We start from the raw sequence: 22,215 nt of genomic DNA on the forward strand, positions 1-22,215 counted from the left end.
GGGTCTCGGTCGTGCCCGTGGGGGGGGCGGGGGGGGGGGGCGGGGGGGGGGGGGGGGGCCGCCCCCCCCCCCCCCCCGCTCCGGGGGCGCCGGGTCAGCTGCCGGCCGAGAGGTTGCCGGACAGGACCGGGATGTTCTCCGCGATGTGCGAGAGGGAATCGTCGCCCTTGCCCTGGGTGGAGTTCTCGGCGCACTGCTGGTTCTGCGGGTTGGCCAGGACGTTGATGTCCTGGACGCCGACGTTGACCAGGGCGAGGACCGACTGGACGTTGACCTTCGCCGGCAGGCCGATGCAGAGCTTGTTCAGCGAGCCCTGGACCGCGGAGAGCTGCGGGCTCAGACGGCCGGAGGTCTCCTGGTTGCCGTAGATCTGCGCGGCGTTGTTCCCGTTGACCGTGTTGACCCCGTTGTCGTTGCCGATCGCCATCGCCGGGGAGGCTGCGAGGGCGCCCGCCCCGAGGACGGAGGCGGTGACCGCGGCGGTGGCCATGAACTTCTTGAGCATCGTGTGGATCCTTCTGTCGCATGTGCTGTCCCCGGCGGAACGACCTGATCAACTCCCGCCGGGCCGACGGGTTATCACCCGTCACCCGTGCGGCCCAAAGGATCCACGGGGCCGCCTGGTCAGCCGGTCTTGCGGCGGACCTTCTTGTTCTTGCCGCCAGGCCCACTGCTGGAGCCCTGCACCTTCGCCCGGCTCTGGTGGGACTGCTGGGACTGGGCGTTCGCGGCGTTGCGGTCGAGGGCCTCGCGGAACTTGCGCTTGGCCTCCTCGGCGGGGGACTCCTCCCGCGGGGCGTCGTTGCCGGGGGTGTCCGTTGTGTCGGCCATCTGCCTGCCTCCTGAAGTGATCGGGTCGCCAGTGTGTCAGCCGGACGGCCGGCGGGCCATCGAGGGGGTGTCAGGCCGGTGCGGGCGGTGCCACGGCGCCGCCACCGGCCCGGATCGCGCGCAGCGCGGCCGTGTGGAGGGCGTGGGGGTCGCCGTGGGCCACCGGGCTGCCGGTGAGCGTGTACCACTCGTCCGCGTCCGTGTACTGGACCTCCAGGCGGACCCGCCCGTCCGGCCCGCCGGTGGTGCGCAGCGTGAGCGGGCCCGTGATGACGCCGACCTCATCGGTCATCGCGCCACCGGGGCCCGCGAGGACGTCGTCCTGCCACTGCCGGGGCGCGGTCATGCGGCGCAGGTGTCGATCATGGTGGTGAGCATGGTCCTCTCGGCGTCGGTGACGGTCAGACCGTAATGGGACTTCACGGTGGTCCAGGCCCGCCCGTACTGGCACCAGCTCGACTTGTCCGGCGGCTGCCACAGGTCGGGACTCTGGTCGCCCTTGGAGCGGTTGGACGAGGCCGAGACCGCCAGCAGCTGCGGGCGCGTCAGGTCGTTGGCGAAGGCCTTGCGCTTCGCGGCGTCCCAGCCGGAGGCGCCGGACCGCCAGGCCTCCGCCAGCGGCACCATGTGGTCGATGTCCAGCTTCGCGGCCTCGTTCACGGCGACGCCGTCGTAGAGGCTCTTCCAGCGGCCCGACACGGCCCGGCACTGCGCGTCCTGGGTGACCTCGGTCCCGTCCCGCTTGAGCACGGTCTCGCGGGTGTCGCACGAGCCTCCCTGCTCGGCCCAGTGCGTGAACCTGTCCCGGCTGTACCCGGCCATCGTGCCGGGCCTGCCGGTGGTCAGGGCGGCGAGCCGGGTCCGTGCGACGGCCGCGCTGACCATGCCCGGCAGTACGTCCCCGGAAGCCGGCTTGGCGTCACCGTCGCCGCCGGAGGCGGAGGGCGCGGGGGCCGGGACGGACGGGGAAGCGGAGGCCGGGGCCGGCGCCGCCGCCGAGGGGCTGATGCTCGCCGCCGGTTTCCCGTCTCCGGAACCCCCCGGCCCGCCGCACCCGCTCGCGCCGAGCAGCAAGGCCACGGCCACCGCCGCGCCGCCGGCACCCCTCTGACGACCCATGAGCCCACCCCTACCCCGACGACACCGCGCGCAACCGACCTGGGGAGACTACCCAAAAGCGGACAAGCGTCCACGCACCGGCTCCCCGTCGCCCCGTGGCGCACGGTGGTGACGGTACGTCGGCAGGCGGAGCGACGGCGGTGCCGGCGCCCGGCACGGGACCGCCGCCGCCGGGCCGCCGGGAGCCCGGGTCAGGTCCAGGAGGCGGTCACCAGGGAACGCCGCGCCGCCTCGAGGTGGGTGGCCGCCGCCAGCCAGGCCCGGGCGTAGCCCTCGGACGAGGCTTCGGTGAGCCGGCCGAACACGTCCCGGGGGCGGCGGTCGGCCTCGGCCACCAGGGCCGCCGCCAGGTCGGCCGCCGTCCCGAAGCCGGCCCGGCGCAACGGTGCGCACGCCGCCAGCGGCTCCGGACCCCGGGCGGTCTCCGCGACCGACCGGCGCCCGCCGGCCACCCCCGTCTCCAGCAGCCGGCGTACCCGCCAGAGCGGCGAGGCGGCCAGCGCGTCCGGCCCCGGCTCGCCGGGGAGCACCGGCTCCGGGGCCTCGCCGTCCGGGAAGTGGCCGCCCTGGAGCCGGTCGTAGCCCAGGTCGGCCCGGTCGCGCCACTCCGGCGGCAGCCGCAGCGTGTACGCCTCCCCGGGCACCGGCCCCACCGCGAGCGGGCTGAGCGTCGCGGCCCGGTCCGGGTCGGGCCGGCCCAGGACGCGTACCGCCAGCCCCGGACACCCCGCCAGGCGGCGCAGGTTGGCGGTGTGCGCCAGCTCCGGGTGCGGATGGGCCGGGCGCAGCCGCAGCAGCGGCGCGTCCGCGCGCGGCTCCCGCACCAGCAGGTGCTCCCCGGCCGCGCCGACCACCCGGACGTCGCAGCCCAGCAGGCCCGGTTCGGCGTCCTGCGACAGCAGCTCCCGTACCGCCTCGGCCGCCGGGCGGGCGAAGAGCGACGCCAGCGGCTCCTCGTCCCAGGCCGCGCCGGGCGCCGGCACCGCCCGGACCCCCTTCCCGGCGCCGAGGCGCCCGTCGGCGGAGACCGACGCCCCGGCGATGCGCAGACCCGCGCGCGCCAGCCCCGCGTGGTCGAGGGCGGCTCCGCCCAGGGCCACGGAGGCGGCCCCCGCTCCCCGGGCGCGGGCGAGCCCGCCGGGGCGGACGTCCGACAGCGTGTAGCGGGCGCCGTCCGCGCCCAGCAGGTGGGTGACCACACCGCCGTAGCCGGTGGCGGTCAGCACGGGCTCCCGGCACAGGCCGTGGACGCGCAGACTGCCTCCGGCCCCGTAGGCCCGCCGGCCGCCCCCGGTCAGCCCGGGGCCGCCCGTCCCGGACGCCAGCAGCGCGGCGGTGCGCAGCAGTTCCGAGAAGGCGGCGGCCAGGTCGGTCAGCCGCTGGGCGGCGTGGCGCTCCCGCGCGGCGCGCAGTCCCCGTACCACCCGCAGCGCGGCGGCCTCCGCGCGCGGCAGGCCGGCGAGCCGGGCGGTGTGCGCGGCCCGCAGCAGTTCGGCCTGGACCACCGCGCCCGCCGCGCCGGCCCCGGCGGCGAGCGCCTCCGCCGACACGGCCCACAGCGCGGCGCCGGCCCGTACCTGGGCCTCCGTGGGCCGTTCGCCCGCGCCTCCCGCACCGGGGCCGGCCGGGGATCCGTCCGCCGGGCGCACCTCGCGGGCCGCGGGGCCCGGGGCGGCGGCCTCCTCGTCGCGGCGCCCGTCCGCGGACCCGGCCTCCTCCCCGGCCGGTTCCCCAGCCGGTTCGTCAGCGGGCGGACCGGCCAGCGGGGCGGCCCCCAGGACCGCCGCCCGGTGCAGGCAGCGCGGGGCCAGCAGGCAGCCGCACACGGCCTGGCCGGGCTCCGTGACCGCCCCCGACGGCCCCGGCCGCAGGGTGACCACCGCGTCCTCACCGAAGCGGACGGTGACACTCCCATCGGTCGCGGTGTCCGCGCCCGCCGCGCAGCCCTCGATCGCGGCGTCCAGCTTCTTGCGCAGCCGGGCGCTCAGGTTCTCCACCGCGTCCGCGACCACCTCGGCGGCGACGGGCGGCAACAGCGGGCTGGTCATCGGGGCTCCCCACGGAGTCGGTCGCCCACCCAGCGGGCGAGGGCGAGAGGGCTGAGCGCGGCCACCGGCATCCCGGCCGCGACGAGCTGCCGTGCGACCGGCACCGAATACCGGGACGCGCCCGAGTCGTCGAGCGCGGCGCAGCCCAGCAGATGGGCACCGGAGTCGGCCAGCGCGCGCACCTCGGCGAGCAGACCCCCGAGCGGGGCGCCCTCCTCGAAGTCGCTGACCACGACGACCAGGGTGCGGCTCGGCACCGTGATCAGGCTCCGGGCGTGCGCGAGGCCCGCGGCGATGTGCGTACCGCCGCCGACCCGGACCTCCAGCAGCAGCGAGAGGGGGTCCTCGACGCGGCCGCTGAGGTCGACTACCTGGGTGGAGAAGGCCAGGAAGTGGGTGGACAGGGTCGGGACGCCGCCCAGCACCGCGGCCGTCAGCGCCGACCACACCACGGACGCCTCCATCGACCCGGAGACGTCCACCACCAGGACCAGCCGCCAGTCCGCCTCCTTCGACGCCCGCGTGCTGAACACGGGCCGCTCCGGGACCACCACCACCCGGCCGTCGTCCAGGCGCCGGGTGTGCGCCAGGTTGGCCCGCAGGGTGCGCGCCAGGTCGAGCGGGCCGCCGGGACGGCGGGTCGGACGCGGCGAGGCCAGGCCCGTGAGGGCCGGGCGCAGCCGCGTGGCCAGCTCCTTGGACAACTCGTCGACGAGCCGCCGCACCAGCGGCCGCAGCCGGGCCAGGTGCGCCTCGGACATGCCGCCCGCCAGGGACAGCACCGAGGTCAGCAGCTCCACGGACGGGCGCACCGACGCCGGGTCGAGCTGGGCCAGCACATCGGTGCGGCCCGCCCCTGCCGCGTCGGCCAGCACCTCCTCGCGCACGTCGGCTCCGAAGAGGGACTCCAGCTCCGCCGACCACTCCCGGGCGGTCGGGAAGGAGGCCCCGTCCCCGCCGCCGGAGCCTGGGCGGCCCACGTCCGCGGAACCCTCCCCGCGCCCGGCGCCGTACAGCTCGTCCAGCGCGCGGGCAAAGGGCCGCGCGTCGGCCGGGAGCCGGTCGCGCTGGCGGCCGAGCAGCAGGCGCCACCGGTCTGCGGGCGCCAGCCGCCGCCCGTCCGGCGGCGGGCCGCCGGGCGCGGGCGCGGCCGCGGCGGCCGGCTCCGCGAGGGTCACGGAGGCCGTGCCGGGCCGAACCCCGGGCAGCGCCAGCTCTTTGACCGCGGCCAGCCCGGCGGCGTCGGCGGCCGCCCACAGGGCCAGCAGCGCGGGCGGCGCGTCCAGCGACAGGTCGACCCGGTCACCGAGCCGCTCGGTGACCGTGTCCAGCAGCCGCTCCCGGGCGGCCGGGGTCATCACGTCGAACCCGGCCCGCAGCGCCGGCAGCCGCTCCAGGAACGCACCGTCGGCCAGCGCGTCCACCCGGTCCAGCAGCGGGGTGAGGGCGGCCGGGGAGGCGCCGAGCAGCGGCCCGGCGTCGGTCAGTAGTCCGGCGAGCCGGCGGGCCAGCGCGCGCCGCCCGTCGGCGGTGGCCGCGCCGTCCACCCAGGCGGCGGCGCGGGAGCCGAGCCCGGCGGCCGGATCCAGATCGAGCAGGACCCGTACGGCCAGGGCCGCACCCCGCATCAAGGGACCGGCCCCGGAGGCGAGTTCGGCGAGGGCGGCGTCCATGCGCAGCCCCAGCCGGCGGGCGGCGGCCCGGTCGGCGAGGGCCACCAGGGCGCCCGCGTCGGCGGGGTCGTCGCTGCCGGCGAGGCCGGGCAGGGACCGCAGCGCGGCGTCCAGCAGGTCGCCGACCAGCTCCTCGGCCGTGGCCCGCGCCCCCTCCGGGGCACCGGGCAGGTGGCCGCGGCGCAGCCCCTCCAGCAGGTCGACCGCCTCCAGGAGCTCGGGCACGGTGGCGGTGTCCGGCAGTACGGCCGCCATCTCCTCCAGCCGTACGCCGACCAGTTCGGGCAGGTCGCAGCGCGCGGCGGCGTCGAGCCCGGCCAGCACCTGGGCGGCCGTCGGGCCGCCTTCGACCGCCTGGCGGCGCGCGGTGTCCCGCAGCGTCCCGGCGGCCGCCTGGGCGGCGCTCACGCCGCGGACCCCCGCCAGGTCGAGGCGGGCCGGGACCGACGGGGTCCAGGACAGCCGCCACTTGCTCCCCAGGGCGGTGCCGTCGCCGGTGGCGGCGACCTCCACGGGCTCCCCGTAGGAGGCGCCGCAGACCAGCAGCCGCCGCAGCAGCACTTCGCGGCGGCCGTCGAGCTCGGAGCGCAGCGGGTCCAGGCGGACCTCGCGCGGCTCCGGGTCCTCGGGACACGGCAGCCGCAGCGCGGCCAGTTCCGCCTCCACGGAGGGTCCGAGCCCGGAGCGGGGGGCGTGCGGGGTGGTCCGGCCGCGGCCCGTGCCGACGAACACGGCCTCCAGGGCGCGGGCCAGCACCCGTCCCCGCCCCAGGGGTTCGCCCTGCCCGAGCACCGTGGTGACGGCCTCCAGCAGCTCACCCCGGCCGGGGGCGGGCAGCCCGCGCAGCACCGCCAGGTCGCAGGCCAGGCGCAGCGTCTCGGCGGCCTCCCCGGTGCCCGCGGTGTGCCCGGCGCGGCGCAGCTCCCGGCACAGCCCGGTGACGGCGGCGGCCGCGGCCTCCCGCAGCCGCACGGGGTCCCCGCCCGCTTCGAACACGGCCTGCTGCCACAGCGGGTCCCGGATCCCGGCGGGGTAGCCGGAGCGGGAGTCGAGCAGGTCGTGGGAGTACGCCACGAACGAGGTGACGACGCCGCCGTCGGCGGCGCCGGCGGTGTCCGGACCGGGGACCGCCACCGCCTCCCCGCCCGCACCCGGGACCAGGGCGGGGGCGTGGAAGGCACCGATCACCGCGGCGACCCGGCGGCCGGGGAACCCGGCGAGCACGCCCCGCATGTGGGCCTCCCGCGCCAGGTCCACCGCGGGGACGTCGCCCGCGTCCGTACGCAGCGCCCAGCCGACGCCGAGCGCGGCGCGGCGTACGGCCTCCGCGGAACAGCCCGGAGCCAGGACCTCCACGGCCCGGTCCCACAGGTCGTCGCCCTCGCGTCCGGTGCCCGACGCGGCGAGCGCCCCGGCGTAGGACCGGAGCCCGGACGGGCCGGGGGCCGACGGCAGGGCCTGCGCGGTCCACCCCCGGTCGGACAGCGGCAGGTCGCAGCAGACGACCTCCACGCCCCGGCCGCGCGCCCAGCGGATCGCCGCCAGCTCGGGGGAGAAGTCCGCGAACGGGTAGAAGGCCAGGCGCCCTTCGGCTCCCAGGCCCGCCAGCGCGACCGGCGCGAGGGTCTCCGGGTCGGCCAGGTGCGCCAGCCACGGCTGGAAGTCGGCGGGCAGCTCCACGCAGACCACCTCGGGGTCCGCCGCCTCCAGCAGCGCGGGGACCACCGCGGCCAGCGCGGGACTGTGGTGGCGTACCCCGAGCAGGTACGGCGCGCGGCACGCGGCCAGCTCCTCGACCGCCGCCCGCGGTTCGGCGGTGAGCGTCAACGCAGGCTCCCGCGCAGGTCCCACAGGCGGCGCCACATCGCGGAGCCGTCCTCGGCCCGGCGGCGCACCGGGCCGTCCCAGTAGCCCAGCAGCCGCCCGTGGTCGGCGGGGTCGTCCTTGCGCACCACGCCCAGCAGGTGTCCCGGCAGCAGGTCCAGCACGTCACCGCCCGGCAGGTACGCGGCCGCGACCCCCAGCGAGGCGGCCACCTGCACGGCCTCGGCGGTGGACATGACGGTACCGGGCCGCTCCACGTCCCAGCCCTCGGCGCTGCGCCCCGAGCGCAGGTCCCGGAAGACGGTGACGAGGGCGTCGAGGACGGAGTCGTCCACCCCGAAGGCCGCGCCGGAGCGTTCCACGGCGGCGACGGCCTGCCGCCGGACGAGGGCGGCCTCGGCGTCGGGGTCGGCGATCGGGCCGACGGTCTCGAAGTTGAAGCGCCGCTTGAGGGCGGCGGACATCTCCGAGACGCCGCGGTCGCGCAGGTTGGCGGTGGCGATGACCGTGAAGCCGGGGGCGGCGGAAACCACCGCGTCCTCGGTGGCGGTCAGTTCCGGCACGCTGACCCGGCGGTCGGACAGGATCGACACGAGCGCGTCCTGCACCTCGGGCAGGCAGCGGGTGATCTCCTCGACCCGCGCCACCCGGCCCGTCCGCATCGCGGAGAGCACGGGGGAGTCCACGAGGGCCTGCGGGGTGGGGCCCTGGGCGAGGAGCAGCGCGTAGTTCCACCCGTAGCGGAAGGCGTCCTCGGTGGTGCCGGCGGTGCCCTGCACGGTGAGCTCGCTGGTGCCGCACACGGCGGCCGACAGCAGCTCGGACAGCATCGACTTGGCGGTGCCCGGCTCACCGGTGAGCAGCAGCCCCCGTTCCCCGGCCAGGGTCACCACGCACCGCTCCACGAGGGCGCGTTCCCCGACGAACTTGGGGGCGATCACCCGCTTCGACGGCAGTCCGGCGCGCCGCTTGGGCAGGGCCAGTTCCTCGCCGTCGCTGCCGCACACGAAGGTGACCACCGCGCGGGGGGTGAGGAGCCAGCCGGGCGGGCGGGGGCCGGTGTCCTGGGCGGCGAGGAAGGCGAGTTCGGCGGCGTGGCGCTCCTCGGCGGGCATGGCCTGCCGGGCGGGCGCGGACGGTTCGGTGACGGTCATCGGTGCGGGTCCTCTGGTTCGTGGAAGCGGTCGGGAAGGAAGGGAAGGCAGGAGGAAGGACGAAGGAAGGCAGCGGGAACGAAGGAAGGAAGGGCGAGGGAGGGAAGGGCGAAGGGGTGGTGCGGCCCGGTGGGGGTGCGGCGGCCGTTGCCGCGCACCCCCACCGGATCCGGCCGGACGGGCCCGGTCAGCGCCGGCGGCCGGCGGCGCGCTTCACCTTCAGCTCCTCGAAGCGCGGTACGTCGCCCTCGCGGACCCGCCCCCACGCCCGGCGGTACAGCTCCGCGGCCGGCTCGGCGGGCACCAGCACGCCCAGCACCGGACGACCGCCCGCCGCCACCGCGTACAGGGGCAGCTTCCAGGTCTCCACCGGCAGCACCGGTGCCCCCGGCTCGGTCCAGCCGCCGGGCAGGAACAGGGAGCGCCCGGCGCGGGTGCGGGTGGCCTGCACCACCAGCTCCGTGGCGGCCAGTTCGGCGCGGGCCGCCTTCATCCGGGCCGGCTTCCAGCCAGTCCAGCGAGCCGTGTTGCGGTCCGTGGGGTCGGGCATCGCCAGCAGCGCCAGGTACAGCGCGGCCGCGTCCGCGCCCAGGCCGTACGCCCTGGACACCTCCGCCACCAGCTCCGGCACGCTGCGCGAGGGGTCCTGCGGCCACCAGGTGCCGTCCTTGTCGACGGCGCCCGCGACCGGCGTCCCCGGATCGGCGAGCAGCGCGGCGAACGCCGGGTCCTGGACCAGGCGCAGCGCCGTCTCGGCCGCGGAGGGCTGCTGGTCGGCGTCGCGCAGCAGCGGCAGGTACGGGTCGGACCCGGTCGAGTCCAGCAGGGCGGGCCGCAGCGCGGGCCGGGGCTGCGTGTCGTGCGTGGCGAGCACCACCGCGCCGTACCGCTCGTACCCCTCGCCGGTCTCGGTGGGGGTGCCCGCCGCCTTGCGGAAGTCGGGCAGCCGGATGTAGTGCCCGACGCTGAGCAGCAGTTCGGGGGAGGCGAGGCGCTGGCGCAGCGCGGTCAGCGCCGGCGGCAGGCAGGCGCGTACCGGATGCCCGGCGGGCAGCCGGTGCGCGAGCCAGGCCGTCAGGGCCGCGGCCCCCGTCAGCACGCCCGAGTCGAAGGGCTGGGCCACCGGGGTGCAGGGCTCCACGTGGTCCCCCTTGACCGTCCAGGCGACGTCCTTGCTCAGCACCTCGCAGGCCGCCGCGTCGAGCAGCGCGGGCAGCGCCCGGTGCGGGGCCCAGCCGCCGCCGCGCACCTCCTTGACGGCCTCGGCGAGCAGCCACTCGGGCACGGGGGTACGACGGCCCACGCGCTCGTTCCACACCCGCGCGGCGGCCGCCGCGTCCGGGCCCCGCGTCCACAGCGCCGCCGGGTCGGCGGGCAGCAGCGCCGCGACCAGCTCGCGCCGGACGTCCACGTCCAGCTCCTTGAGCTCGTCACGGGCGTTCACGGCGTCGGTGGCCTTCACCTTGAGGGTCTCGCGCAGCCCGGCGGGCAGGAACCCGCGCTCGTACGAGTCCAGGTGCGGCAGGCCCGCGAGGACCAGCCCGGCCACGGCGGCGCGTACCCCGGTGAGCCTCGCGAACTCCTCGGCGGCCTCCGGGAACCAGGGTGCCGGGCCGCGCTCGGCCGCCTCCTTCAGGAAGGCGGCGGCCCAGTCGGCGCCGCGCCCGCGGTCGCCGACCGGCCCGCCCGCTCCGGCCCCGGTGTAGGGGGCGGGCACGGCGAAGGCGCCGGCCGGGTCGTGCAGCAGCGCGTCGAACTCGCGGCCCCTGGTGTACTCCTGGGTCTGCGCGTCGAGGGCGAGCACGGCGCCGCCGCCGAGCGGCACCACGGCGCGGTGCCGGCTGCCCCGGCCGCGCTCGCGGTCGTCGGCACCCAGCAGGTGTGCGGTGTCGATGCGCACCCGCAGGCGCCGCCAGCGCCCGGCGGACACCTCGGCCGAGGTGAGGCCCAGGGCGTCCGCTTCGCCGAGGACCCGCAGCAGCGCCGCCCGCTCCTCCTCGGTGGTGTCACCGGTGACGACCGCGCGGTAGGCGACCGCCGCCGGCGCGTCCAGGAACAGTCCGGTCCAGGGCAAGGAGGAATGGGCCAGCCTCGGCATGTCCACGTGCAGCCGGCCCGGTACCGCCTCGGCTGCGGTGTCGGGGACGGCCTCGGCCAGCGCGCGCAGGAAGCGGTAGGTCCCGTCGGAGTCCGCGCCGTGGTAGCGGTTATGCGGGTAACCCGTCAGCCCGTGCAGCGCACGGTCGAGCAGCCCGTCGGCCGGGCCCCGGTCCACCAGCGCCTTCGGGCGCGCGTCGGGGGCCGGCCTCAGCGCGGCCGCGATCCTGTCCAGGGCCTGGCGCTGGGTCAGCGCCGAGCGGACGGTGTCGACCACCCCGCCGAGCAGCGCGGGCGCGGTGACGGCGGGCAGGGCCGCGCTGACCAGCGCGGGCAGCTCCGTACGCTTCTCCGCCCGCGCGGCCGCCGCCAGCAGCTCCCCGGCACGACGCCCGTCCAGCGCGCGCAGCGCGGCGGAGCCCTCCGGGTCGCGGGGCCGCAGGCAGTACCAGTAGGCGAGCCGGGGGAGTTCGGCGTGGCCGGTCCAGAAGAGGCCGCCGTTGTGGTCGGAGGTGACCCGGCAGGTGACGGCGCCCTCGGGGTCGGTGAGCGCCAGGGTCCGCCAGTCCTGGGAGACGGCGCGCGGCCGGTCGTCGCCGGGGAAGGCGACGGCCGCGCGCGGAAGGAGGCCGCCCTCGCGGACGGTGACGGAGCGCCCGGTGTTGTCGGAGCCGTGCCAGCCCTCGCCCGGGACGTGCACGACGCGCCAGCCGAGCAGCCCGTCGACGGGCGCACCCATGACGGAGCCCTCGACGGCGGGCGTCGGCCGCAGCCAGTTCTGGCCGACGTGGTCGTTCAGGACGCTGCCGCTCGGGTGGCCCTCCAGGGCGTCGGCGAGGAAGCCCGGCAGGGAGCGCCGCCCCAGCCCGCCCGTGGACGGGTCGTACTCGGCCCAGCCCCAGTCGCCTGCGCGGCCTCCCTGGTCCCACACCCAGTACGAGGTCCCGTCCGTGATGACGGCCCGTTCGGCGGGGAGCCTGCTGTCGCCCGCGTGCAGCGGTGCGGCGCCGCCGGTGGTGCGGCCGCCGCCGGGCAGCGGCAGGCTGACGTGCTCCGACCGCACCGACCAGAAGGAGGCGGAGGAGTCCAGGGTGAGCACGTCGTCGGGCGCGCTCAGCCAGTAGCCCTGGACCGGGCCGTCGTAAGAGGCCCAGAAGACGAGAAGGTCGCCGTCGGTGTAGTGGAAGCCCTGGTTGTACCGGTTGCCCGGCGGGATCCGCAGGTCGTGGGTGAGCACGGTGGAGTCCGCGTCGATGACCCGGACCTGAGTGGAGTTCGCGACGATGACGTACGGCCAGGCGTCCATCACGGTCAGCCGCGTGCGTCCCTGGCCGGGCGCCAGCTCGCTGAGGGCGGTCTCCCAGGCCGGCCAGACCAGTTCCTCGAACAGGCCGCCCCGCAGGGTGCGGGACAGGATCTCGCCCAGGTCGACGGACGCGGCCCGGGACACCTCCTCGGGGGCGAGGGCCAGTGCCTCGGACGGCAGCCAGGTGAGCCGGCGCAGCGCCTCGGGCAGCTCCGGCAGGGCCGCCGCCGAGGACTGGGCGGCGACCCCGCGGACCCACTCGGCGACCAGCGGGGCGCTGCCGGGAGCCCCGGCGAGGTGCCGCAGCGTCTCCCGCCCTGCCGAGACGTGGGTGTTGAAGCGCTCCAGGGTGCGGTGGAACGCCGGACGCATCCGCTCGTCGGCGCAGAGCGCCCGCAGGTCGCGCTGCTCGGCCGAACGGGCCCAGGCGTCCAGGCCCAGCACCTCGTCCGGGCCGGGGCCGGCGAGGGTCAGGCCGAGCGAGAGCAGCAGGTCGAGCAGGTTCACGTCCTGGAGGCCCAGGCGCAGGCCCTGCTCCCGTCCCGGCAGGGCCAGTTCGGCGCGCAGCCGGCCGGCGCAGCGGGTGATCAGGGGCAGCAGGGCGGGGAGCGGTGGCGGGGTGCCCCAGCCGGTGTGGCGGGCGGTGTGGAAGCGCTCCAGCCAGCCGGCCGTGCCGTCGGCGCAGCGTTCCTCGGCGGGTACGTCCGCCCCCGCGAGGCCGGCGGTGGCGCCGGACTCCTCCAGCACCTCCAGCCACAGGGCGGCCAGTTCCCCGGCTTCGCCCCCGCCGGAGGGCATGATGCCGAGCAGGGTTCCCCGTACCGCGGGCACGCGCTGGGCGAGCGCGACGAGCGCCGTGCGGTGGGCCTTCCACCAGCCGGTCGCGGCCCGGAGGGTGGCGGGCAGCGGCAGCAGCTCGGCGAGGTAGTCCTGCTCGGGCTCGTTGCCGGTCAGTCCGGCGGCGCGGGCCAGCCTGCGCAGCTCGACGGAGGCCTGAGCGGACGGCGCGAGCCCGCCCGCGGTGCGGCGTACGCACAGACGGCGGAAGCGCTCGAAGGCCTCGGCGGGGGAGACCCGCTGGGCCAGCTCCTTGCCGTAGCCGGTGAGCACCTTCACGGGCAGGGCTCCGGCCAGGGCGAATTCCAGGAAGACGGCGTCGAGCCGGTCCTCGTCGACGGCCAGGCCGTAGCGGGCCTCGCTCGTGCGGGCCCGCCCGAACAGCTGCGCCGCGTAGGTGGTGTTGTCCACGGCGAGGAAGAGGCGCGCGGCCTGCTCGTAGAAGACGGGCAGGAAGTGCGGGACGGCGGCGGCGAGCCGGTCGGCCAGCTCGGTGCAGGCGTCGAGGGCGGCCTTGGGCTTGGTCTTGGCCTGCCGGGCCAGCCGGTCCAGTTCGGGGACCACGGCCAGCGCGTGGTGCCCGTCCTCGGGGTGGTGCACCAGTACCCACTCGGGGAAGCCGAGTGCCTGGCGCCGGCCGAGGCCGACCACCTGCGGCTCGCCGTCCGGTACGAGGCCCAGGAAGCCCGCGGCGAGGTCCTCGGCGGCACCGAGCTCGGCCGCGGCCAGGCGCACCACGACCCGCTCGTCCCCCAGGGCCGGGTGACGGTACGTCCGCGCGGTGAGGGGGACTGCCGAGGGGCCCGCCCCGGTGGTCCCGGCGGGCAGGACGGCTCCCGCCGCCAGCAGTCCGGCGCTGTCGCGGGGGCCGTTCCCGGCCGTGCCCGTGGTGTCGGTGGTGCTCACGCTACGTCCCCGCCCTCTTCGATCCTGCGCCCGGCGTACAGTGCCGCGGCCATCCGCATGCCCTCGGACCAGGCCACCGGTCCGACCTCGGCCAGGCGCACCGCCCGGCCCTCCTCGTCGTGCCAGTTCAGCGCCCCGGTGGCCGACTCGTCGTCCCAGTAGGGCTCGCCGATCCACACGGCCGCCTCCATCGCCCGGCCGGAGTCGCGCACCTTGCAGGTGGCGTAGCCGCCGGAGACCCGGTAGCCGAGGTTCGTGGCGCGGGCGGCGAGGCTGAACCGGCTGGGGAAGACCCCGCCCGCGTAGTCGTGCACCTCGGTCGCGGCCGGTTCCGGGTCCGCGGGCTTCTCCCAGGTCGCCCGGTGGATCTGCTCGACCCGCTGGGTGATGTCCAGCTCGGCCGCGAACTCCCGTACGTCGTCCAGGTCGGGCAGCAGCACCGGGTGCGGCAGGGTCACCGTGCGCGGGGAGAGGCGTACGGTCTCGCCGTCGAGGTTGACCACCTTCAGCTCACCGGCGGGGGTGGCGTCGCGCAGGAAGCCCACCTCGTCGGGGTCGTTGTCGGGGACGACCGCCAGGTCGCGCAGCGCGGCCTGCCAGGCCTCGTCGGGCCAGACCCGGGCGAGGAGCTCGGTCGGCACCGGCAGGGAGGACACCATCCAGGTGTCCACCTGGGCCGCGCAGGCCGCCTCGTGCCGGCCCAGCCACTCGGCGAGCCGGCGCAGCCGGTCCACCTCGGGGTGGTCGCGCAGCGCCTTCGGCAGCGCCTTCAACTGCCGTCCCCCGGGCCGCCGTACCGCGACCCGCCCCTCCACGAGGGAGATCTCGTACCCCTCGTCCAACGCCAGCCAGCCCATCAGCGCGCGCCCCTCCACCTGTCCGAAAATGGTCTTGCGCAGCCCGGATCGCGGCGCGAGCGCCTGTTGAGCTGCGGTATGCGGGGAGAGTAGCGAGCGCCACTGACAACGCGCGGGGGAGGGGTTCCCCAGCGGTGCTCCCGGACGTGCCGCTGCCCCCGGTCCGCGCGGACCGGGGGCAGCGGAGGGGAGTGTGACGCGGGTCAGGCCGCGTCGGCGGTGTCCGGGACCTTCGCCGGGGCGGGGCTCGGGGCGGCCGTCCGCACCACGCGCGGGCCGTGGCCGGAGCGCAGGCCGAGCCGGCTGATCAGCGCGACCAGGGCGAAGGCGGCGGCCCCGATCCAGAAGGTGAGGGTGAATCCGGACTCGGCCGGAAGCGGCGGGACGCCCTCGGGCAGGTGCTCGACGGTCTGCGACGCCAGGATGGTGGTGACGATGGCGCTGCCGATCGCGCTGCCCGTGGAGCGGGAGATGGAGTTGATGCCGTTGGCGATGCCGCTCTGGTGGTGCGGGACGCTGGACATGATCACGGCGGGCATGGCGGCGTAGCCGAAGCTGACGGCCGCGCCGACGACGAGGCCGGCGCCGATCACCGAGAGGGTGTGGCCGTGGTCGAGCGCCAGCCAGCCGAAGCCGACGGCGCCGAGCGCGGCGGCCACGGTGAGCGCGAGGCGGGGGCCGCGGTGGCGCACCAGCCGGCCGCCGACGGGGGAGGCGAGCAGCGAGACGATCGCGCCGGGCAGCAGGAACTGGACGGAGGCGCGCAGGATGGACGCGTCGAAGCCGTAGCCGGTGAGCCGCTCCGGCATCTGGACGAGGTAGGAGACGCCCAGGAAGTTCGCGAACATGCCGAAGCCGACGAGGATGCCGGCCAGGTTGGCCATCAGTACCGGGCGGTGGACGAACATCTTCATGTCGACGAGCGGCTCGGCGACCTTGCGCTCGACCAGGACCCAGACGGCGGTCATCACGGCCGCCCCGGCGAAGCCGCCCAGGGTGCGGGCGGAGGACCAGCCCCACTCGTGGCCCTGGGAGATGGCCAGCAGGAGCAGCAGCAGGGCGACGCCGAGGGTCAGCGCGCCGAGGAAGTCGGTGCGGCCGCCGGTCTTGTGCCGGGTGGCGGGGACCAGGAACACCACGGCCAGCAGGGCCAGGGCGGCGAACCCGGTGGCCATCCAGAAGGCGTTGCGGTAGTCGGCGTCGTCACCGGAGGTCAGCAGGCCGGTGGCGACCAGGGCCAGGCCGCTGCCGAACGCGAGGGTGCCGCTGACCAGCGCCATGGCGCCCGGCAGCTTCTGCGGCCGGACCTCCTCGCGCAGGACGGACAGGGCCAGCGGGAAGATCGCCGTGGCGGCGCCTTGGAGCACTCGGCCGAGGATCAGCAGGGGCAGGGAGGTCGCCAGGGCGGCCATGACGGAGCCGGCCACCATCACGCCGAGGACGGCCACCAGGGTGGGCTTCTTGCCGTGCTGGTCGCCGAAGCGGCCCAGCAGCGGGGTGAAGACGGCGGCGGAGAGCAGGGTGGCGGTGGTCACCCAGCTGACGCCGGCGGTGGACGTGCCGAGGTCGTCGCGGATCAGGCCCAGGATCGGTACGGGCAGGGTCTGCATCATCGACACGACCATGGCGGCGAGGCTCAGGGCGAAGACGATGACCGTCTCGTTCCTGTTCCCCGCTTCGGCGGGGGCGGATGTGGCGGAGCTCATGAGGGGAGGGACCTTCTTGAAGTGCTTCAGGACGCAGATGTTTTATGTCATCAAGTACTTCGACGAAGGTAGCCAGCGATAGTTAAGGTGGTCAAGTAAAAGGTTGATAATGTCAACTATCTTGGTCGCCGGGTGGGCGCGGGCGGTGGGGCGGCCGGGCCCGGAGGCCGGGCCGGCGGGCCGTCAGTCCCGGGGGGCCGCGCCGGCGGCGTCGACGGATTCCACGGCGGCGTCCAGGGCGGCCGTGAGGCGGCCCAGGCGTTGCTGGAGGTCGCGGATCTCGCCGAGCTCGAACCCGGTCGCCCGCGCGATCCGGCGCGGGACCTCCACGGCCCGCTCGCGCAGGGCGGAGCCCTCCTCGGTCAGTACCGCGTGCACGGAGCGCTCGTCCTCCGCGCTGCGTTCGCGCCGGATCAGACCCGCCGCCTCCAGGCGCTTGAGCAGGGGCGAGAGCGTGCCCGAGTCGAGCCGCAGGTGCTGTCCGAGCTGCTTGACCGGCATCGTGCCGTGCTCCCAGAGCACCAGCATTACCAGGTACTGGGGGTAGGTCAGGCCCAGGTCCTTCAGGACGACCCGGTACAGCCCCCCGAAGGCGCGGTTCGCGGCGCCCAGCGCGAAGCAGATCTGTCCGTCGAGGCGGAGGAAGTCCTGGTCGCGGAGGGGTTCGCGGTGGGTGTCGGCGGGCTGCTCGGTCATGGTCCCCAGTGTACCGGAGGCTGCTTGCGGGCCATTGAGTTGTGCACAACTGAATTGTGTGCTCTAGTTGTGGCCGAGGGTCGCCACCGGCCGCCCCGCCCCTGCGAAAGGACCTCCCGATGGACGCGCTGTACACCGCCGTCGCCACCGCCAACGGCCGCGAGGGCCGCGCCGTCAGCTCCGATGGCCAGATCGACCTTCCGCTCGCCATGCCCCCGGCGCTCGGCGGCAACGGTCAGGGCACCAACCCCGAGCAGCTCTTCGCCGCCGGGTACGCCGCCTGCTTCGCGAGCGCCCTCGGCCTGGTCGGCCGGCAGGCGAAGGTCGACACCGGCGACGTGTCCGTCACCGCGGAGGCCTCCATCGGCCAGGACGCCGGCGGCTTCGGTCTCGCCGTCACCCTGCGCATCGAGCTCCCCGCCCACCTGGAGGGCGAGACCGGCACCCTGCTGGTCAAGCAGGCCCACGAGGTCTGCCCCTACTCCAAGGCCACCCGGGGCAACATCCCCGTCGAGCTCGTCATCGAGTAAAACGAGTAGCCCCGGCAGCCCCGGCGGGCCGTACGGCCCGGCTCCCCGTCAGGCGGTGCGCCGCGCGGCCACCACCGCGCAGGCCACCGCCAGCGGCAGCTCAGCGGCGAGCGCCAGCAGGACCGCCGCGCCCTGCCCGGACGTACCCGCCGAGGTGGCGACGTCCAGCCAGGCGTCCGCCACCAGCAGCGCGGCCGTCGCGGCCGCCACCGGGGACACCCGGGGATCCCCCCTGCGCAGCAGCGTCCCCGTCCCGGTCAGCCCGGCGGCCAGCAGCGCGTCGAAGCCGATCCACGCGGTGGACCAGTTGGACACCTCCGCCGTCCGCGGCAGCGTCCACGCCAGCACCGCCATCCACGGGAGCAGCGCCACCCCGGCCCCGGTGAACACCACCGGGAGGAGCGGGGCGCGCCCGTGCGTTCCTCCCGGGCGGCGGGGTACCCGGAACTGCGGTGCGGCGAGGGCCATGGCTGCGGGTCTCCTTCCGGCCCGGCGGTCCGTCCGCCGGGCACACCACGACCCTGTCGGCCCGCGCGCGGAAGATCAGTAGCCCCACCGTCCCGGTCGGGGGTGGTGCCTGCTACACCCCCGGCCGGATGCCCGGGTGATGGAACCGCCTCGATCGATGCGATTAGCGTATGGACATGGCAACTCGCGGCGCGCTGAGGCGTACCTACACCTGGATCGCGTCGCACACCCCCTGGTCGGCGTGGGCCTGGCGCAACACGGCCTTCAGCACCGCCGCGATCCCGCCCGCCCTGCCCCTCGGCACCGGCCTCGCCCTCCTCGTGGCGGGCCCCGGCCACAGCGCGCTCCCGCTGCTCCTCATCCTTTCCCCGCTCCCGCTGCTGACGCCGCTCCAGCGCAGCCGCTTCCGGTCCCTGCTCGGCCTGGACGTGCCGGCCGTCGTCCACGCCCACCGCTGGACGACCGGACGCGGACTGGCCGAACGGCTGCGTTCCGAGGCGACCTGGCGCCAGTACGGCTACCACCTCGTGGTCAGCCCGCTCGCCGCGGCCGGAGCCGTCGTACTCGTCCTCACCTGGGCCGGCGGCGCCGCCTCGGCCTCCGTCTACGCCTGGTCCTGGCTGCTCCCCACCGACGGCGAACTCCCCGCCCCCGGCTGGACGAACGAGTACGACCTGATCACCGTCCTCGGGGTGCTGGCCCTGCTCGCCGCCCCCTGGATGGCGGCGGCCCTGACCCGGCTCGACGCCACCGCGGCGGCCGCCCTCCTCGGCCCCAACCGGGCCCGCGAACTCCAGCGCCGCGTCGAGGACCTCGCCGAGAGCCGGGCCGGCGTGCTCGACGCCGCCGACCTCGAACGCCGCCGCATCGAAAGGGACCTGCACGACGGCGCCCAGCAGCGGCTGGTCTCCCTCGCCATGAACCTCGGGATCGCCCGCGCCACCCTCACCGACCTGCCGCCCGAGGCCAGGGCCGTCATCGACGAGGCCCACCGCGAGGCGAAGGAGGCCATCGAGGAACTGAGCAGCCTCGTACGGGGCCTGCACCCGGCCGTACTCGAGGACCGGGGCCTGGACGCCGCGCTCTCCGGCATCGCCGCCCGCGCCCCGCTGCCCGTCGAGCTCACCGTGGACCTCGCCGAACGGCCGGGGCCCACCGTCGAGGCCGTCGCCTACTTCGTCGTCTCCGAGGCCCTCGCCAACGTGGCCAAGCACGCCCGCGCCGGACGGTGTTCCGTCCACGTCACCCGTGTCGCGGGCGGACCCCGGGGCGACCTGCTGCGCGTGGTCGTCACCGACGACGGCGCCGGCGGCGCCGATCCGGCCGGGGGCACCGGACTGACCGGCCTGCGCAAGCGCGTGGGGTCGGTCGACGGAACGATACTGATCAACAGCCCCGCCGGGGGCCCGACCGTCGTCACCGTGGAGCTGCCGTGCGGGCTGTGATCGCCGAGGACTCCGTCCTGCTGCGCATAGGTCTTGTCAAAGTACTGGAAATGGCCGGATTCGAAGTGGCCGCCGAAGCCGGCGACGCCGAAGCGCTGCTGGCGGCCGTCGAGGAACACCGGCCCGACCTCGCGCTCGTGGACGTCCGCATGCCGCCCGGATTCTCCGACGAGGGAGTCCGGGCCGCCCTCATGATCCGGGGTCAGTACCCGGGGACGGCGGTGCTGCTGCTCTCCCAGTACGTGGAGGAGCGCTACGCCGCCGATCTGCTGGCCGCCCGGAACGGCGAGGGCATCGGCTACCTGCTCAAGCAGCGGGTCGCCGACGTCGAGGAGTTCATCGACGCGCTGCGCCGCGTCGCGGCCGGCGGCACCGCCCTCGACCCGCAGGTCGTCGCCCAGCTCCTGCTGCGCCGGCGCGGCCCGGACCCGCTCGGGCGGCTCACCCCGCGCGAGCGCGACGTACTGGCCCTCATGGCCGAAGGCCGCTCCAACGCCGCCATCGCCGCCGGACTCGTCGTGAGCGAAAGCGCGGTCGCCAAGCACATCAACAACATCTTCGCCAAGCTCGACCTCCCTCCGGCGGCCGAGGCCCACCGCCGCGTCCTCGCCGTACTGCGCTTCCTGGACGGCACGCCGTGACCCGCCCCGGCGGCGGCCGCGGTCAGCGGCTCGCCTGGTACACCGCCTCCGGCCTCAGCGCCGTCCTGGTGCTGACCGGGGCCGCCTGGCAGGTCCGCGCGGACGCCGGAGCGCACGGCCGCACCCTGGCCGGGGACAGCGGCGGCCGGGCGGTCACCGCCCTGGAGGTCGTGGCGGGCGCGTCCGAGGTGGCCGTGACCCCGCGCGGGGACCGGACCGTCGGCTACCGCGCCGAGCTCACCTGGTCGTCGCGGGAGCCCGTCATCGAGGAGAGCTGGCTCGGCGACACCCTGCGCCTGACCCCGCGCTGCCCCAGCGGTTCCCCCACCGCCGCCACCGGCCCCGGCTGCTCCGTGCGGCTCGCGGTGACCGTGCCCGCCGGGATGCCCGTGAAGCTGTCCGCGGGCTCGGGCCGGATCAGCGTCAGCGGCCTGGCCGGGACGGTCGACGCCGAGACCGGCTCCGGCACGCTGCTCCTGGCCGACCTCCGCGGGCCCCTGCGGGCGGAGGTCGGCTCCGGCACCCTGCGGGCCACCGGCCTCACCGTCCCCCGGGCCGACATCCGCGCGGGATCCGGCCGGGCCGACGTCCGGTTCGCGGCCCCGCCGGAACAGGTCACCGCACGCGCCGGAGCCGGCCGCCTGGAACTCGTCCTGCCCACCGACACCCGCTACCGCGTCACCAGCCGGGCGGGCGCGGGCCGCTGCGAGGTGGAGGACGCCCTCAACGACCCCACCGCCGACCGCACCCTGGACATCGCCGCCGACGCGGGGCACGCCCGCGCGGCCCGGCGGCAGGCCGCGCCCTGACACGGCCGGACGGTGACTTCCGCTATGCCGAGCGCCGCTGGAGCACGCCCCGGACGTAGGCCGCCTGGCCCGCGTGCTGGAGGTCGTCCGCCAGGACGCTCACCAGACGCACGCCCAGGCTGACCGGGGGGTCCCAGCGTTCGTCGACGATCCGCTCGAGATCGGCGGCGGCCAGCCCGCGCACGAACCGCAGGCTCTGCTCGTGCACCTCGTCGTAGTAGCCCAGCAGCAGGCCGGGGGAGTCGACGCGCACCGTGCCGGCCTGGGCGGGGGTGTGTCCGTAGCCGATGCCGTCATCGGGCAGCGGCAGGTTGAAGCGGCCGGCCCAGCCCCCGGCCCGCCACACCTGCTCCAGCCCGGAGGCGTCGGCCACGTGGTCGTCCTGGACCCGGGTCAGGTGCCAGACGAGCCAGGCGATGGAGTTCGCCGCCGGGTCGAGCCGGGCGTTCAGCTCCTCGGCCGAGAGCCCCTCGACCGTCTCGTGGACCACCTCCCGGATGCGTCCGAAGCCGTCCGCCAGTACCTCCGTGGCCTTCATGAGCAGTCCCCAGCCGTGTCTCTCGTCGTGTACGTCGTCGAGCGCTTCGGGGAACACCATGCTCGCCCGCCGCCCGGTCCGGCCGGACGACACTCCGTCAGCGGCGGGAGCGGCGCAGCAGGATCCCGGCGGCCGCGCCGGCGAGGGCGATCCCGGCCACCCCGGCGGTGGTCCACCAGCCGCCGGAGCCACCGGACGGCGCGGGCACCGGTGCCGGGGAGGGGGAAGGGGCGGAGGGGGCGGAAGAGGCGGTCGCCGTGGAGGGGGCCGAAGGGGCCGCGGGGGCCGGAGCGGGGACGACCGGCGGCGACGGGGCCGGGTCCACCACGGGCACCGCGACCTCCTGCCGCGCGTGCCCGAGCGCGGGGAAGCCCGCGTCGACGGTCACCGTCCACGTGCCGGGCGGCAGCGCCTCGGCCGTGATCCAGCCCGCGGCCCGGCCCGTGTCGCGGACCAGCCGCCAAGGGCCCGCCGTACGGCTCCCGTCGGCGCTGACGGCGTTCACGGTGGCGGCCACGGCCTCCTCGACGGCGTCCCCGTCGTTCTCCCAGGTGACGTCGGAGGTGACACGGCCGTCCCGCTGACCGGTGATGACCACCTTCATGGTGTCGCCGTGCGCGCGGGCGGGTCCGGCCGTGCCCACGGCCAGCGCGAGGTACAGCAGGGGGAGGGCCAGTACGGCGAAGGCCAGGGCGGCGGCGGGATTCGGGAGGCGTCGGCGCATCGGCGG

18 protein-coding genes are annotated in these 22,215 nt (G+C 76.4%); 4 read left to right on the forward strand and 14 right to left on the reverse strand.

The features are described from left to right. Positions 1 to 94 precede the first annotated feature (94 nt). The 11 genes from ACFY7H_RS13335 to ACFY7H_RS13385 all read right to left on the reverse strand — a co-directional run bounded on the left by ACFY7H_RS13335 (position 95) and on the right by ACFY7H_RS13385 (position 17,054). Positions 95 to 505: a rodlin gene (locus tag ACFY7H_RS13335; RefSeq protein ID WP_388937516.1), complete on the reverse strand. Its 411-nt coding sequence runs from the start codon at positions 503 to 505 to the stop codon at positions 95 to 97. Between the two features lie 119 nt (positions 506 to 624). Further along, on the reverse strand, positions 625 to 831 hold the full coding sequence (locus tag ACFY7H_RS13340; protein ID WP_388937517.1) for a DUF5302 domain-containing protein: 207 nt from the start codon (positions 829 to 831) through the stop codon (positions 625 to 627). 70 nt (positions 832 to 901) lie between these two features. Then, positions 902 to 1,177 (reverse strand): hypothetical protein, encoded by a 276-nt coding sequence (locus tag ACFY7H_RS13345; RefSeq protein ID WP_388937519.1) that lies wholly within the window; start codon positions 1,175 to 1,177, stop codon positions 902 to 904. After that, on the reverse strand, positions 1,174 to 1,950 hold the full coding sequence (locus tag ACFY7H_RS13350) for an HNH endonuclease family protein (RefSeq protein ID WP_388937520.1): 777 nt from the start codon (positions 1,948 to 1,950) through the stop codon (positions 1,174 to 1,176). The genes ACFY7H_RS13345 and ACFY7H_RS13350 overlap by 4 nt, the downstream gene beginning before the upstream one ends. Before the next feature lie 191 nt (positions 1,951 to 2,141). Further along, on the reverse strand, positions 2,142 to 3,998 hold the full coding sequence (locus ACFY7H_RS13355; RefSeq protein WP_388937521.1) for a hypothetical protein: 1,857 nt from the start codon (positions 3,996 to 3,998) through the stop codon (positions 2,142 to 2,144). After that, entirely contained in the window at positions 3,995 to 7,498 is a 3,504-nt protein-coding gene (locus ACFY7H_RS13360) for a DUF5682 family protein (protein WP_388937522.1), read from the reverse strand. The genes ACFY7H_RS13355 and ACFY7H_RS13360 overlap by 4 nt, the downstream gene beginning before the upstream one ends. Further along, on the reverse strand, positions 7,495 to 8,649 hold the full coding sequence (locus ACFY7H_RS13365; RefSeq protein ID WP_388937523.1) for an AAA family ATPase: 1,155 nt from the start codon (positions 8,647 to 8,649) through the stop codon (positions 7,495 to 7,497). Before ACFY7H_RS13365 ends, ACFY7H_RS13360 begins: the two co-directional genes overlap by 4 nt. A gap of 187 nt (positions 8,650 to 8,836) precedes the next feature. After that, positions 8,837 to 13,795: a DNA-binding protein gene (locus ACFY7H_RS13370; RefSeq protein ID WP_388937524.1), complete on the reverse strand. Its 4,959-nt coding sequence runs from the start codon at positions 13,793 to 13,795 to the stop codon at positions 8,837 to 8,839. After that, entirely contained in the window at positions 13,792 to 14,652 is an 861-nt protein-coding gene (locus ACFY7H_RS13375; RefSeq protein WP_388938112.1) for a DUF4132 domain-containing protein, read from the reverse strand. The genes ACFY7H_RS13370 and ACFY7H_RS13375 overlap by 4 nt, the downstream gene beginning before the upstream one ends. A gap of 203 nt (positions 14,653 to 14,855) precedes the next feature. Beyond that, complete coding sequence (locus ACFY7H_RS13380; RefSeq protein ID WP_388937525.1) at positions 14,856 to 16,358, reverse strand: MFS transporter; 1,503 nt, start codon at positions 16,356 to 16,358, stop codon at positions 14,856 to 14,858. Between the two features lie 183 nt (positions 16,359 to 16,541). Continuing rightward, on the reverse strand, positions 16,542 to 17,054 hold the full coding sequence (locus ACFY7H_RS13385) for a MarR family winged helix-turn-helix transcriptional regulator (protein WP_388937527.1): 513 nt from the start codon (positions 17,052 to 17,054) through the stop codon (positions 16,542 to 16,544). Positions 17,055 to 17,173: 119 nt separating this feature from the next. Here ACFY7H_RS13385 and ACFY7H_RS13390 point away from each other — a divergent pair, with 119 nt between their 5' ends. Continuing rightward, the gene (locus tag ACFY7H_RS13390; protein ID WP_125602995.1) at positions 17,174 to 17,584 is read left to right on the forward strand and encodes an organic hydroperoxide resistance protein; all 411 of its coding nucleotides are present in this window, start codon (positions 17,174 to 17,176) and stop codon (positions 17,582 to 17,584) included. 48 nt (positions 17,585 to 17,632) lie between these two features. Here ACFY7H_RS13390 and ACFY7H_RS13395 read toward each other — a convergent pair whose 3' ends face one another. Beyond that, on the reverse strand, positions 17,633 to 18,052 hold the full coding sequence (locus tag ACFY7H_RS13395; protein WP_388937528.1) for a hypothetical protein: 420 nt from the start codon (positions 18,050 to 18,052) through the stop codon (positions 17,633 to 17,635). 176 nt (positions 18,053 to 18,228) lie between these two features. Between ACFY7H_RS13395 and ACFY7H_RS13400 the strand changes: the two genes are divergently transcribed. The 3 genes from ACFY7H_RS13400 to ACFY7H_RS13410 are packed head-to-tail and all read left to right on the forward strand — an operon-like array spanning position 18,229 to position 20,947. Then, positions 18,229 to 19,497: a histidine kinase gene (locus ACFY7H_RS13400; RefSeq protein WP_388937530.1), complete on the forward strand. Its 1,269-nt coding sequence runs from the start codon at positions 18,229 to 18,231 to the stop codon at positions 19,495 to 19,497. Further along, positions 19,485 to 20,138, forward strand: coding sequence for a response regulator (locus tag ACFY7H_RS13405; RefSeq protein ID WP_388937531.1), 654 nt, complete (start codon positions 19,485 to 19,487; stop codon positions 20,136 to 20,138). The genes ACFY7H_RS13400 and ACFY7H_RS13405 overlap by 13 nt, the downstream gene beginning before the upstream one ends. Further along, positions 20,135 to 20,947: a hypothetical protein gene (locus ACFY7H_RS13410; protein ID WP_388937533.1), complete on the forward strand. Its 813-nt coding sequence runs from the start codon at positions 20,135 to 20,137 to the stop codon at positions 20,945 to 20,947. Before ACFY7H_RS13405 ends, ACFY7H_RS13410 begins: the two co-directional genes overlap by 4 nt. Before the next feature lie 22 nt (positions 20,948 to 20,969). On the opposite strand, the gene ACFY7H_RS13415 is transcribed toward ACFY7H_RS13410, so the two are convergent. Beyond that, complete coding sequence (locus ACFY7H_RS13415; protein ID WP_388938113.1) at positions 20,970 to 21,485, reverse strand: DUF664 domain-containing protein; 516 nt, start codon at positions 21,483 to 21,485, stop codon at positions 20,970 to 20,972. Between the two features lie 97 nt (positions 21,486 to 21,582). Further along, a complete protein-coding gene (locus ACFY7H_RS13420) occupies positions 21,583 to 22,209 on the reverse strand; it encodes a hypothetical protein (RefSeq protein WP_388937534.1) in 627 nt (208 codons plus the stop codon). Between the last annotated feature and the right edge of the window lie 6 nt (positions 22,210 to 22,215).

The sequence above is a fragment of the Streptomyces sp. NPDC012794 genome, assembly GCF_042901085.1.
In the GTDB taxonomy this organism is placed as follows: Bacteria; Actinomycetota; Actinomycetes; order Streptomycetales; family Streptomycetaceae; genus Streptomyces.

Bases quoted from the DNA above. Each gene is read 5' to 3' on its own strand.
- ACFY7H_RS13350 (WP_388937520.1), bottom strand. From the start codon at position 1,950: ATGGGTCGTCAGAGGGGTGCCGGCGGCGCGGCGGTGGCCGTGGCCTTG.
- ACFY7H_RS13365 (WP_388937523.1), bottom strand. From the start codon at position 8,649: ATGACCGTCACCGAACCGTCCGCGCCCGCCCGGCAGGCCATGCCCGCC.
- ACFY7H_RS13395 (WP_388937528.1), bottom strand. From the start codon at position 18,052: ATGGCCCTCGCCGCACCGCAGTTCCGGGTACCCCGCCGCCCGGGAGGA.
- ACFY7H_RS13335 (WP_388937516.1), bottom strand. From the start codon at position 505: ATGCTCAAGAAGTTCATGGCCACCGCCGCGGTCACCGCCTCCGTCCTC.
- ACFY7H_RS13375 (WP_388938112.1), bottom strand. From the start codon at position 14,652: ATGGGCTGGCTGGCGTTGGACGAGGGGTACGAGATCTCCCTCGTGGAG.
- ACFY7H_RS13380 (WP_388937525.1), bottom strand. From the start codon at position 16,358: ATGAGCTCCGCCACATCCGCCCCCGCCGAAGCGGGGAACAGGAACGAG.
- ACFY7H_RS13420 (WP_388937534.1), bottom strand. From the start codon at position 22,209: ATGCGCCGACGCCTCCCGAATCCCGCCGCCGCCCTGGCCTTCGCCGTA.
- ACFY7H_RS13355 (WP_388937521.1), bottom strand. From the start codon at position 3,998: ATGACCAGCCCGCTGTTGCCGCCCGTCGCCGCCGAGGTGGTCGCGGAC.
- ACFY7H_RS13400 (WP_388937530.1), top strand. From the start codon at position 18,229: ATGGCAACTCGCGGCGCGCTGAGGCGTACCTACACCTGGATCGCGTCG.
- ACFY7H_RS13385 (WP_388937527.1), bottom strand. From the start codon at position 17,054: ATGACCGAGCAGCCCGCCGACACCCACCGCGAACCCCTCCGCGACCAG.
- ACFY7H_RS13415 (WP_388938113.1), bottom strand. From the start codon at position 21,485: ATGAAGGCCACGGAGGTACTGGCGGACGGCTTCGGACGCATCCGGGAG.
- ACFY7H_RS13340 (WP_388937517.1), bottom strand. From the start codon at position 831: ATGGCCGACACAACGGACACCCCCGGCAACGACGCCCCGCGGGAGGAG.
- ACFY7H_RS13390 (WP_125602995.1), top strand. From the start codon at position 17,174: ATGGACGCGCTGTACACCGCCGTCGCCACCGCCAACGGCCGCGAGGGC.
- ACFY7H_RS13345 (WP_388937519.1), bottom strand. From the start codon at position 1,177: ATGACCGCGCCCCGGCAGTGGCAGGACGACGTCCTCGCGGGCCCCGGT.